The sequence below is a fragment of the Zooshikella ganghwensis DSM 15267 genome (assembly GCF_000428585.1).
GTDB lineage: Bacteria > Pseudomonadota > Gammaproteobacteria > Pseudomonadales > Zooshikellaceae > Zooshikella > Zooshikella ganghwensis.
The window spans coordinates 16,051-27,705 of the sequence record NZ_AUAF01000058.1 but is presented as its reverse complement, the minus strand read 5'-3'; the positions used below and the strand labels follow the sequence as shown (position 1 = coordinate 27,705).

Sequence of the window (11,655 nt, the reverse complement as noted above, 5' to 3'; positions counted from 1 at the left end):
AGAGGGTTTGGAAGCAGATATTTACTTTGCTAATCCGTACGCATCCTGGGAACGTGGCACGAATGAAAATACGAATGGCTTGATACGACAGTATTTTCCAAAGGACACGGATTTTAATAAAGTGAGTGATGAAGATATTCAGTTTGTAATGGATCGTTTGAATGAACGCCCGAGGGCAACAAGGAATTTCAAATCACCGAATGAAATGTTTTTAGGGTGGCGAGTCGATTTACTCGCTAATTAAGAATTGCACTTATTAGTTGAAACCAAGTCTAGAAAATTTGCAGACTTTGTTGTAAAAAAACTATTATGAAGTCCGCTTTGATTACTGTTAAGTGCGTGCTTAGCAGAGTGAGAAAAAAGTACTGTTATACTCTTTAACGCAGTTATTGATTAATATAATCATTGGGCAGTACTTTAAGTAAACTAAAAGGCACCTCTAAACTCCTTCGTTATGGGTATAAAGTAACCTTCGCTGGAAAAACAATACATGTTAAAACTGGGCTATAAATATCATACCAAACAATCGATGTGGCTGGTTTCCCAGCGCGTTACTATAGGCAGTCATGCTGATTGTGACTTTGTGATAAAAGATCCCAGTATTTTACCGGAGCATGTTGATTTAATAGTTAAAGATAACCGCGTGACACTCGTTGAGTTAACTCAGCGGGGCACTACGTGGGTTAACGATGTACCTGTCGTATCAAGTTGTCAGCTGAAAGTAGGGGATACTATTAAGCTGGGTCATATTGAACTTATATTAAGTGATCCAAAATATATTCAACCGCCCATTGAACTCCCCAAAAAAGCGGTAAGTGGTTGGTTTTTTAAAGCTGTCGATCGCTCCCTGCCAGAAAAGACATACCCAGTAAATGATACCTTATTGGTAGGGAGGGCGATTGACTGTGATATTAAAATTAACTCTCCCTATCTATCTCGTCGGCACGCTGAGTTATGCCTGTTGGAAGATGTGCTTTACATTAAAGATCTGTCTTCAATCAATGGTACTTTTGTTAATGATGAACCTGTTGCCGAGCAACGTTTAAGGTCAGGGGATCGCATTAGGCTGGATCAGTTAGAATTTATGATAATTGGTCCACCGGATAATCAGCATAATACACTAAGGCGGTCAACACTTAAGGTTGAGTATACGCGTACTACACAAAAAACTGGAACCGATGAAGCAACATCACGAGAGAGTAGCAGTCCAGAGTACAGCATCCAGCAGTCCCAGAGTGCGCATGTCGCTAAGGCTGGACAATTTTTTACTAAACCTGAGGTTAAAAATAACAAGTTGCCAATCTGGTCAATCCTGACAGTTATTGTTTCAGGTGGAGGTTTAGGTTATTGGCTTTTTAACTTAGCTAAGCCTTTTGTGATGAAGTTTCTACACTATTAAATATTTCCCGCTAATAAAAATGGTGGCACGAAGCCACACATTATCCGAAACCGCGAAGTATTTCTTTTGTCTTACAATAAGTTTGACTGTATTGATTTAGTTTGTAGTTATTTTGTGATTTTGGTTTGGTTTTATTAGTAGATCACACTGCATTTTTTCAATAAGTTTTTTGGTCGTATTTCCGTGGATAGCTTGATGCCAGTGGCTATGTGGGTGATAACCTAATAGGCAGATGTCGATGTATAGTTCGTTAACAAGTTTGGGGATTACACAATCTGGTATCCCTTGTAACATATAGCACTTGCTGTGCTTTATAATAGAAAACTGTTGTTGCAGTTTAATAAGCGCTTCTTGTCGTTGTTGAAGCATAGCCTTAGTATGGTTTTTGTATTCAGTAACTAGATCTGTCTCCAATATTATTGTTTCAGGTAAGGGCGAATACGTATGTACGACATGAAATTGTACCGGTAACTTATTAAAATAAGACTCAGCATATTCGATGTGTGCGCTATCAAAAGAAAACATATCATTATCAGGTAACGGATCTACACAAATCAGAACATTCAAGGTTGGCTGAGAATTTTTTTTAGGTTCACCTTCGGATGTTGACGTATCACAAATAAAAAAAGGAACCCTACACATGTTAAGTAGGTGTATGTCATTGTGATTCAGTAAGTTAGCTTTTTGCTCATGATAAGACGTTGGTTTTATATAAAGATCAACGTGCTGACTTTGAATAAAGTCAATGAGTACTTCAAGCGAGTGTGCGTGTTCTCCATAAATAATCTGATAGTGGTATTGATGTTGGGTACACCAGCTCAGGAGTGGTTTGATGTGTTGCTCAAGCTGTACTTTCCATTGTTGATGCAGCTTAGTTTGAAGTGAGCTTGGTAGAAAATGATGAACAAAAAAGTGGTGTTGATAGTATTCCAAAAATAGGGTGACCTGTTTTATGTTTTTTTTGGGGAGGAGTGAGAGTTTTGCTATAGTCGTTGCAATATTTGTATGTAAATCAATGAATAACAGCACATGCTTTGTTGTATGTTGCATTAAGTATTCTTGAGACACAGGCATTCCATTCCTTAAATTTTAACTGTGATTGTTTTATTTTTTTTACAAAGTTTACGTTGTGTAAATTTAAGAAAAAAGTCTAACTATTACCATCAGGTTACATTATTTCACTGTTATTGTGCAGATTGTTTAAATATAATTTTTCACAGAAACGTGATAGTACTGGAGAAGTTTTAAGCTTATGAAAAAATTATCCTTGTTTGCTACAGGCGTTATTTTTGCGCTAGCAAGCCATTCGGTTGTGGCTGAAGAGGAAGTTGTCCCACACGCTTATGTAGCGCCTTCATTTGGCAAATATTTCTTTGATAATGAACGTGATATCGAAGATGACTACCTTTACAGCTTAGACTTTGGTTATCAAATTAATTCCAATCTGGCTGTTCAGTTTGGGTTCGGTAAAATAAATGATACTGAAAACCCTGGACTAGATAACAGTATTGATGCCAAGTGGTATCATTTAGACAGTCTTTATTACATTGCCCCTGTTGGTAAATGGAAGCCTTATGCATTAGCCAGTGCCGCTCACATGCGCATTGATCCAAGCAATGCTGGTACTGATGATGAGACATTACTTGGCCTAGGTGTTGGTGTTGAGCGTGAGCTAACAGATCGTTTGGCATTGCGTGCAGATGTACGTGATTACTATAGCCTTGATAATGAAACACATGATCAGGCTGTGATGTTTTCTGTGAAGTTGGCACTAGGTGAAACTAAACGTAAAATTGTGCGTCAAGAGCCACCACCACCAGCTCCACAGCCAAAAGAAATCTATGTAGATAAGCCCGTCAGTATTCGTTTGAATATTGAGTTCGACTTTGATAAAGCTGTTATCAAGCCAGAGTTTTACCCTGAGCTGGAAAAAGTTGCTTCTTTCTTACAGCGTTACTCAAATATTCATGTAACTATTGAAGGACATACCGACTCTGTGGGTAATGATGCCTATAACCTCATGCTGTCTCAGTCTCGTGCAGATGCAGTGCGTCAGGCGCTGATAGAGCAATATAGCATTCAACCTGGACGTTTGACTGCAATTGGTAAAGGAGAATCTGAGCCTGTTGCGGATAATGGTTCGCCAGAAGGACGTCAGCGTAACCGCCGTGTAATCGCGAATATCAAAGCGGTAGAAAAAGTTAAAAAGGTGATTACTGAGTAGTCACTATCTTGTTAGCACTGGTACCTGAGTATTCAGGTGCCAGCCTGTTTCCCCCTCCTTGCTATTCTATGTCCTGTCTGATTTATATTACTTTCCCAGTGAATATCCACTCCGTGATACTCCTAGTAAATAGTTGTGTGTTCTGTAGGGCTGTCTATTTAGCCTAGTCGCTAAAGTTTTTGCACTATACTCCGATAATGCCTATAACAGTCTTGGCGTTAATGGGGATGGTGGTTGACTATGAGGTTGCTAGCACAAGGTTATAAGTGGTGTGGTATTGTAGTGATTGTTGGCTTCACATCTGCTTGTACTACACATCGAATTAGCAACCAGTTAGATATAGCTTATGAGCATTATAATGGCGGCGACTGTGTAGCAACATTACACTCATTAAGTCGTGTTGATCGTATGATTCGTGCGCGGCGCTACATGCAGCCTGAGATCTCCTTTTTACGTGGATTATGCTTGGAGAGACAAGGCTATCTTATGGATGCTGTTGAAACCTACCGTTATATTGTAAAACTTTACCCTGAGTCTGAATATGCATATAGAGCTAGAGCAAGATTGAAAGTGCTTGGTGGTGCTCAAAACCCTCTGAAATAAAACACCTGCCTCAAAATGTATCTCTTACATTAGGTGTACTCAATTTTAGTGTATCAATTCAAATAGTTTTCTTGGCCTATTAAATCAGTTGCACTTTTGGCAATTTGGTCGATAGTATATTCTATGCGTCATTAATATTTAACTAAATTGTCTTATACCTTAAATTAACAATAAAATACGTTGTTGAGTTTTTATCCATTAATGTATCGATCAGTAATTGAAAGACATTAAAAAACGAATAAGTTAAAGCAAATGCTTATTGTTTTGTATTGGTGCTTGCGTATTTTTGTTGCAGTTTGAGGTGGGCTTATTACTTTGGTATTGAGCGGCGATGGGTAAAGCGTATCCTTCTAGAGAACAGCGTGCTATTACACGGCACCAGTTAAATGCTTATTTAACAATTTATAATCGTTTCACTGATCGTCCAATTGGGTATATAGGGAATATTTCTGCTCAAGGACTTATGTTGATCAGCGAGATTCCTGTTATGGTGGGGGAGTCTTTTGAAATGCGTATTAAAATTCCACATGAGGTTAGCCCCACAGAAGTATACATTGACTTTAAAGCTGTTAGCCAGTGGAGCAAGCCAGATGTCGATCAGAGGTATTTTGATTCTGGTTTTGAAATTGTCGAAGCAGATCAAGGTATTATTAATCTTGCATCCTCTCTCAGAGAGTTTTTTAGCTTTCGTTAGTCTGCAGTGTTTGATACCTTGTGGGGTGGATCTATCTCGAAAAATATTAATTAATAATTTTCTGCTATTTTAGTTGATTGCTCACATTTCTTTTTTCTTATTTTTGAAAACTTCACTATTTAAGAAATAGTCTGGTTTTCTTGAATACCTTCTATTATTAACTAATCGTAAACTACGCTTGATTAGTGAGTCGGTAGATTAGTTGTTTAATTATAATTCTTTGATAAAACAGGGTGCTTTTGTTGCCTTTGAAAAATAGTGTTAATATGGCGCTTATACCCAATACGAATGGTTTTTAGGTGCGGCCATCGAGTGACGAAGTCCCATGAGCCTATATTAATAGGTGATTGGGGTGAGGAGTGAAGATAACAAAACCTAGAAATCATTCGTGAAGGTTATACCTTGAGGGTGATGAAGTTAATATGGAGTAAAAGACAGAATGAAGCACTATGAGTGGATTTTGTTCGATGCTGACGAAACTTTGTTTCACTTTGATGCATTCAGTGGGCTACAGCGTATGTTTGCGCAATTTGATGTTGAGTTTTCTGCTGATGATTATCTAGCCTATCAGGAAGTCAATAAACCACTTTGGATAGATTATCAGAACGGAGATATTAGTGCTCAAGAACTTCAGCATCAACGTTTTTCAAGCTGGGCTCAACAGTTAAGGGTTTCATCCAAAGACCTAAATAGTGCTTTTTTATCTGCAATGGCTGACATTTGTAAGCCTTTGGAAGGTGCGAATAGTTTAGTCAGTGCACTTTATGGGAAAGTAAAGCTGGGCATAATCACGAATGGATTTACTGAGCTGCAACAGATCCGTTTAGAACGGCTGGGACTGAGAGAGTACTTTGATATACTTGTTATTTCTGAACAGGTGGGTTTTGCTAAACCTCATCAAGCTATTTTTGAGCATGCCTTATCTATCATGGGGCAACCAGAACGAAACAAAGTGTTGATGGTGGGTGATAATCCAGATACAGATATTCTGGGTGGTATAAATGCTGGATTTGAAACTTGTTGGTTGAATGTGCATGAAAACCCGACCCCTGAGGCTATTACGCCTGGGTATCAGGTTTCGTCTTTACCAGAGTTAGAACAGTTATTGTTTGCAGAGCAAGATAAGTAGCAGTGATAAACCCTTCGTCCTATACCTGTCGTGTATCAAACTTATGTATTTGCAAATTAAAAAAATACTCACAGGATATACGCTATTTATCGTATAGTTCTTCATAAAGAAAAGGAGCCATCGCGAGTAGTAATGCCTCAGTGTATGTAGATTCTCGTGTGGCTTGCCCGTTAGTTAATAGGCCAATGGCTCCTCCTTTCTGTTTGATATTTTGTGTGTTAAATAACCTATCCATCACATCGCCTAATTCTTCACCTTTTTCCAGTGCCTGGTACACAGAGGTAGGCAACGGCAAAATTGCACTGCGACCGACTGAAAGGCGGCTGTGATTTGCAACAACAACATAGGCGAATGTTGAAGGTCCATATTCAAAAACATCTACACCGCCTTCCAGTGCAACATAGAAGTCAGCGTCCACCTGTTGCTGACAAAACCGTACGCGATTTTCTGCACCTTCACGGGTTTGCTTTGCTGTCATGGGTTGGTCAGGCACCCCAGACGGTGCGTGCATACCTGTACACTCAACGGTGCTACCAGGATAAAGTGAAGCAATGGCATTACGTACGGCATTGATTTTTACAGGATTCTGCGAGCCTACGACAATTTTGATACAATCTTGATTCATAGTGATTAACATCAATTTTGGAAAAGCCTTATTATAACCAACTTAATGTTTTTTGAGGGAGTTACCTGAGTACATGTCTCTGGGAGAAAAAGACCTAAAAAGTTATTTAATACCAGCTGAACCGGTGATGACTGAACTCGTCATTAAAAAAAGTCGTTTTATATGCTGGATTTATCCCGTTGAAAGTCGTCAGGAAGCGTTAGCTCAAGTGGCATCATTAACGGAGCAGTATCCCGATGCACGTCATCATTGCTGGGCCTATATTGCGGGACCACCAGAAGGCGCTACTCAAATTGCCTGGAGTGATGCAGGTGAACCACAAGGCACTGCGGGTAAACCCATTTTGAATGTTTTACAGCACCATGGCGTTGGGAATATTCTGGCGGTAGTTGTGCGTTACTTTGGTGGCATTAAGCTGGGAGCCGGAGGCTTAGTTCGTGCGTACTCAGGAGCTACGCAACAAGCAATGGAAGCATTAAGCACTACCACTAAAGTAGCCACTGAAGTCCTTGTTATTGAATTAAACTACGACCAGGAACCTCGATTTAAACAGCTAATGAAAGAATATGGTGTGGAGCTTTTAGATAGCACATATGGTGTTTCAGTGTGTTATACATTATCAGTGCCTGTGAGTGAATTAAAACTATTTACTGAACGTGTAACGAGCTTTTCTAAAGGTCAGCTTCAGCTTAAGCCCGCTACACATGACACCCAGTAAATGACGTATATTACTTACGCTATACCCAAAACGAAGGATATAGTTAAGTTTCATAGGAAAGCTGTTCGGCAAAAGCGCTTTGCCAGTGCTCATTAAACTCCTCAACAGCCATATTTACAGCAGGATGAGTATACATAGCCTGCATAATATCACAGGGTAATGTAATTGCTTTTACACCTTCCTCTAATACAGATACAACTTGTTGAACACTTTTAAAACTGGCCGCTAGAATTTTACAACTTAAATTTGCGTTGGTAATGAGCTTTTGCAGTTTGGACGCAACACCAATACCATCACCACCTATTTGCGCTATACGATTGACATAGGGGGCAATGTAATCTGCACCATTATGGGCGGCAAGTAATCCTTGTGCCGTTGTATAAATAGCGGTAGCAAGAATAGGAATATTATCTTTTTTTAGGGTTTTGATTGCGGCTAAACCAGCTTCTGTGGCAGGAACTTTGACAACAATGTTGTATGGTAGCGCATGTAGTTTTTTAGCTTCAGCAATTATCCCTTCAACAGTCGCACTGATTGTTTGTACAAAAAAACGGCTAGGAGATTCCAGCTGAGTATTTAGGGTGGACAAAAGGTGGTTAACACCACAATGTGACTTGGCCAGAATCGTTGGGTTTGTAGTAACACCTGACAGCTTAACTTTTGCGTGTAAACTCAATATCTCTTCAATATCTGCACTATCAAGATAAAGCTCTACCATAACACTCACTCCATAGGTTGGTTCATTAAACTATACTCCACTTCCCATCATAAAGATTGATTTAAATCAATACAGCCTTCGAGTAAAAGTAATCTACTTTCGATAAGCGAAATGTTGATGTGGAAACGAAAATGCCAACCTCCTTCTATTTTGATATTCAACGCTTTTCAACTCATGATGGTGAAGGGATTAGAACGGTTTTGTTTTTAAAAGGCTGCCCTCTGTCTTGTATCTGGTGTCAAAACCCGGAAAGTCGAAGTCGTAATGTTGATCTTATGTATGAGGCCACCACCTGTATTAACGGATGTACCTTATGTCAGGATCGCTGCAGTGCAATCAAGCGGCATGGATCTTCTGAACTATTAATAGATCATCAGCAACTCAATCAGTTTGATATCAATAATTTAAAAACATGTTGTCCTGCAAAAGCCCTAAGAGTGGTAGGCGAACCTGTTGATATTCAATCCGTCTGTGAACAGTTAAAGCGTGATAAACCATTTTATACATCATCAGGTGGTGGTGTGACCTTTTCTGGAGGCGAACCGCTTATACATCCACATTGTGTTTATAGTATTGCTCAAAAAATGCAGGAAGAAAATATTAATGTAGCGATTGAAACAACATTACATGTCAGTTGGAAAAAAATTGAGCAAAATATTCCTGTCATTAATCAATGGCTGGTTGATTTAAAGCACATGGACGATAAAAAATTTAAACAGTGGACTGGAGGCACTTTATCTCTCGTCAAAAATAATTTGGTTAAACTGGCAGATCAGGTCAAAGATCTAACGATTCGTGTTCCAGTTATTCCAGATTTTAATGATTCTTTAGAAGAGTTGGCATTAATTACTGATTTTGCTGCACGTCTATCAAACTGCAAAGCTATTCACTTTCTCCCTTATCATACGTTAGGTATTCAAAAATATAAAATGTTGGGATTAAGCTATCAAGGAAAAGATAAGTCATTAGATAATCCTGAACTTTTACAAAAAGCATGTGAATATGCTGAGCACCATCCTTTAAAACAGCTTCAAACGTCAGTGAGAGGATAGTTATGAATCTGGACTACTTACCATTGCGTATACAAAAACATAAAGAAGTATTAATTAATATTATTAAGCCACCGGTTTGTACTGAGCGAGCTGTGGCATATACACGTGTTTATCAAAAAAATCCAACACTGCCCGTTATGATGAAGCGTGCTTTAGCATTGTCTGAACATCTTGAAACGAGGACTATCTGGATTGATAATGATGAATTAATTATTGGTAATCAGGCAAGCTATTTGCGTGCAGCACCCATATTCCCTGAATATACGGTTAACTGGTTAGCGAATGAAGTTGATGCTCTCGCGGACCGACCTGGTGCAGGGTTTTCATTGTCAGAAGTGAATAAAAATACCCTGAAAGAAATAATTCCTTTTTGGCAAGGTAAAACGGTGCAAGACCAATGTTATGCACAATTCACTGACGAACAAAAGGCAATATTAGATTCTGGTATTATCAAAGCTGAAGGTAATATGACTTCAGGCGATGCGCATCTTGCAATAAATAATAAAAAATTATTAGCAAAAGGTCTGGATGGATTGTTGGCAGACGTTAAATTGCAAAAACAGTTAGTCTCACATAATAGTGAAGAAAGTCATTTAGGAAACACACAATTTTTAGACGCAGTACATATCGTTATCGAAGCGGTACAAAAGCATATTAAACGATATGCAAAGCTGGCTGCTGAAATGGCTCATCTGGAAACCCGTGCTTTTAGAAAGCGTGAGTTAGTGGTTATAGCTGAAAACTGTAATCATATTGCTCATCAAAAACCAGAAACGTTTTGGCAAGCATTGCAGCTGTGTTATTTTGTACAACTTATTTTACAAATTGAGTCCAATGGACATTCGGTGTCTTTTGGGCGAATGGATCAATATTTATATCCCTTCTATAAAAAAGATGTTGAGCAAAAAAATCAACTGACCCGCGGCTTTGCATTGGAACTGTTACAAAGCTGTTGGTTAAAATTATTAGAAGTGAATAAAATTCGTTCAGGTACTCACTCTAAGGCTTCAGCTGGCAGCCCATTATATCAAAACGTCACTATAGGGGGGCAACAGCTTGATCAACAGGGTTATCCTATTGATGCCGTGAACAGTTTATCACTCGCCATTTTGGAATCCTGTGGACAGCTACGCTCAACCCAGCCAAATTTAAGTGTGCGCTACCACCAAAATATCTGTCAGGATTTCCTGCTCGGCTGTTTAACTGTGGTTAAGTGTGGGTTTGGTATGCCTGCATTTAATAACGATCAAATTGTGATACCAGCATTTATAGATTTAGGTGTAAGCCGTGAGGATGCTTATAACTATGCGGCCATTGGCTGTATTGAAACGGCTGTACCCGGTAAATGGGGTTATCGCTGTACAGGCATGAGCTTTTTAAATTTTGCCCGTGTTTTGTTGGCGGCACTGGATGAGGGAAAAGATGCTACAACACAACAAGTGTTTTTAGCCCATGAAAAATCCCTTAATAAAGGCAACTTTAATAACTTTGATGAAGTAATGAGTGCTTGGCAACAGCAAGTTCAATATTTTACACGTCATTCGGTTGCGATTGATGCGGTTGTTGATACGGCTTTGGAGCAGCTAGCACCAGATATCTTTTGCTCGGCATTAGTTGATGACTGCATTAGTCGTGCTAAACCTATTAAAGAAGGTGGTGCGGTGTATGACTGGGTATCAGGCTTACAAGTGGGTATTGCAAACTTAGGCAACAGTTTAGCCGTATTGAAACAGCTTGTATTTGAACAGGAAAAAGTATCACAGCCAGCGTTAGCGAAAGCATTGGCAGATAATTTTAATGGCATTGAAGGTGAGCAGTTACGCCAAGTGTTAATTAATTATGCCAGTAAATACGGTAATGATGACTGTGACGTAGATAAGTTATTGGTTCAAGCTTATGACATGTACATTGACGAGTTAACGCAGCATAAAAATACCCGTTTTGGTCGTGGACCAATTGGTGGTGGGTATTATGCAGGCACATCAAGCATCTCTGCAAATGTCCCCTTTGGTGCAAACACAATGGCGACACCTGATGGCCGTAAAGCGTATGCACCACTTGCAGAAGGTGCAAGCCCCTCTTCAGGTACTGATACTCATGGTCCTACGGCGGTATATAGTTCCATTGCAAAACTGCCAACAGATAAAATTTTGGGTGGTGTATTGCTTAACCAAAAACTAACACCAGGTACACTGGAAACGGCGCAGGATTTTTATAAACTATCCATGCTTATACGTACGTTTTTTGATGTCTATAAGGGATGGCATGTGCAATATAATATCGTATCCCGAGAAACGTTGTTAGCGGCTCAGGCCAATCCGCAAGAATATCGGGATCTAGTGGTGCGTGTTGCTGGGTATTCAGCATTTTTTACAGCGCTCTCGGTGGATGCACAAAATGATATCATTGCCCGTACGGAACATTGTTTGTAAGATAGCTTTTATCATTTAGTACGCTAAGTACCGTATAGATTAGTTGTCTTTAGAAAGAGTG

Annotated in this window: 12 protein-coding genes; 9 read left to right on the top strand and 3 right to left on the bottom strand. The window is 39.3% G+C overall.

Annotation, left to right across the window (positions count from 1 at the left end):
• Positions 1-244 (top strand): IS30 family transposase (locus tag F607_RS0113730; protein WP_027708542.1); only part of this gene is annotated, 244 nt, incomplete at its 5' end.
• 246 nt (positions 245-490) lie between these two features.
• On the top strand, positions 491-1,399 hold the full coding sequence (locus F607_RS0113725) for an FHA domain-containing protein (RefSeq protein WP_027708541.1): 909 nt from the start codon (positions 491-493) through the stop codon (positions 1,397-1,399).
• 96 nt (positions 1,400-1,495) lie between these two features.
• Here the strand turns inward: F607_RS0113725 and F607_RS0113720 are convergent, their stop codons facing one another.
• Positions 1,496-2,473 (bottom strand): universal stress protein, encoded by a 978-nt coding sequence (locus F607_RS0113720; RefSeq protein ID WP_027708540.1) that lies wholly within the window; start codon positions 2,471-2,473, stop codon positions 1,496-1,498.
• A gap of 178 nt (positions 2,474-2,651) precedes the next feature.
• On the opposite strand from F607_RS0113720, the gene F607_RS0113715 reads away from it, so the two are divergent.
• The 4 genes from F607_RS0113715 to yjjG all read left to right on the top strand — a co-directional run bounded on the left by F607_RS0113715 (position 2,652) and on the right by yjjG (position 6,049).
• Positions 2,652-3,623 carry an OmpA family protein gene (locus F607_RS0113715; protein WP_027708539.1) on the top strand — a complete coding sequence of 324 codons (972 nt, stop codon included), beginning with the start codon at positions 2,652-2,654 and terminating at the stop codon, positions 3,621-3,623.
• Between the two features lie 240 nt (positions 3,624-3,863).
• Positions 3,864-4,226: an outer membrane protein assembly factor BamD gene (locus F607_RS29735; RefSeq protein WP_051311475.1), complete on the top strand. Its 363-nt coding sequence runs from the start codon at positions 3,864-3,866 to the stop codon at positions 4,224-4,226.
• A gap of 331 nt (positions 4,227-4,557) precedes the next feature.
• Positions 4,558-4,920, top strand: coding sequence for a PilZ domain-containing protein (locus F607_RS0113705; protein WP_027708538.1), 363 nt, complete (start codon positions 4,558-4,560; stop codon positions 4,918-4,920).
• A gap of 439 nt (positions 4,921-5,359) precedes the next feature.
• Complete coding sequence (gene yjjG / locus F607_RS0113700) at positions 5,360-6,049, top strand: pyrimidine 5'-nucleotidase (RefSeq protein ID WP_027708537.1); 690 nt, start codon at positions 5,360-5,362, stop codon at positions 6,047-6,049.
• A gap of 82 nt (positions 6,050-6,131) precedes the next feature.
• On the opposite strand, the gene yjjX is transcribed toward yjjG, so the two are convergent.
• A complete protein-coding gene (gene yjjX, locus F607_RS0113695) occupies positions 6,132-6,674 on the bottom strand; it encodes an inosine/xanthosine triphosphatase (protein WP_027708536.1) in 543 nt (180 codons plus the stop codon).
• A gap of 73 nt (positions 6,675-6,747) precedes the next feature.
• On the opposite strand from yjjX, the gene F607_RS0113690 reads away from it, so the two are divergent.
• Positions 6,748-7,392 carry a YigZ family protein gene (locus F607_RS0113690; RefSeq protein WP_027708535.1) on the top strand — a complete coding sequence of 215 codons (645 nt, stop codon included), beginning with the start codon at positions 6,748-6,750 and terminating at the stop codon, positions 7,390-7,392.
• Positions 7,393-7,435: 43 nt separating this feature from the next.
• On the opposite strand, the gene F607_RS0113685 is transcribed toward F607_RS0113690, so the two are convergent.
• Positions 7,436-8,110 (bottom strand): transaldolase family protein, encoded by a 675-nt coding sequence (locus F607_RS0113685; protein ID WP_027708534.1) that lies wholly within the window; start codon positions 8,108-8,110, stop codon positions 7,436-7,438.
• A 131-nt stretch (positions 8,111-8,241) separates the two neighbouring features.
• Between F607_RS0113685 and F607_RS0113680 the strand changes: the two genes are divergently transcribed.
• Positions 8,242-9,162, top strand: coding sequence for a glycyl-radical enzyme activating protein (locus F607_RS0113680; RefSeq protein WP_038291343.1), 921 nt, complete (start codon positions 8,242-8,244; stop codon positions 9,160-9,162).
• Positions 9,163-9,164: 2 nt separating this feature from the next.
• Positions 9,165-11,594, top strand: a complete 2,430-nt coding sequence (locus tag F607_RS0113675; protein ID WP_027708532.1) for a formate C-acetyltransferase/glycerol dehydratase family glycyl radical enzyme — start codon at positions 9,165-9,167, stop codon at positions 11,592-11,594.
• The last annotated feature ends 61 nt before the right edge of the window (positions 11,595-11,655 follow it).

What these genes read in the sequence shown, in the direction of transcription:
- F607_RS0113690 (WP_027708535.1), top strand. Translation starts at nt 6,748, where the DNA reads ATGTCTCTGGGAGAAAAAGACCTAAAAAGTTATTTAATACCAGCTGAA.
- F607_RS0113715 (WP_027708539.1), top strand. Translation starts at nt 2,652, where the DNA reads ATGAAAAAATTATCCTTGTTTGCTACAGGCGTTATTTTTGCGCTAGCA.
- F607_RS0113675 (WP_027708532.1), top strand. Translation starts at nt 9,165, where the DNA reads ATGAATCTGGACTACTTACCATTGCGTATACAAAAACATAAAGAAGTA.
- F607_RS0113725 (WP_027708541.1), top strand. Translation starts at nt 491, where the DNA reads ATGTTAAAACTGGGCTATAAATATCATACCAAACAATCGATGTGGCTG.
- F607_RS0113685 (WP_027708534.1), bottom strand. Translation starts at nt 8,110, where the DNA reads ATGGTAGAGCTTTATCTTGATAGTGCAGATATTGAAGAGATATTGAGT.
- yjjX (WP_027708536.1), bottom strand. Translation starts at nt 6,674, where the DNA reads ATGAATCAAGATTGTATCAAAATTGTCGTAGGCTCGCAGAATCCTGTA.
- F607_RS0113680 (WP_038291343.1), top strand. Translation starts at nt 8,242, where the DNA reads ATGCCAACCTCCTTCTATTTTGATATTCAACGCTTTTCAACTCATGAT.
- F607_RS0113720 (WP_027708540.1), bottom strand. Translation starts at nt 2,473, where the DNA reads ATGCCTGTGTCTCAAGAATACTTAATGCAACATACAACAAAGCATGTG.
- F607_RS29735 (WP_051311475.1), top strand. Translation starts at nt 3,864, where the DNA reads ATGAGGTTGCTAGCACAAGGTTATAAGTGGTGTGGTATTGTAGTGATT.
- F607_RS0113705 (WP_027708538.1), top strand. Translation starts at nt 4,558, where the DNA reads ATGGGTAAAGCGTATCCTTCTAGAGAACAGCGTGCTATTACACGGCAC.
- yjjG (WP_027708537.1), top strand. Translation starts at nt 5,360, where the DNA reads ATGAAGCACTATGAGTGGATTTTGTTCGATGCTGACGAAACTTTGTTT.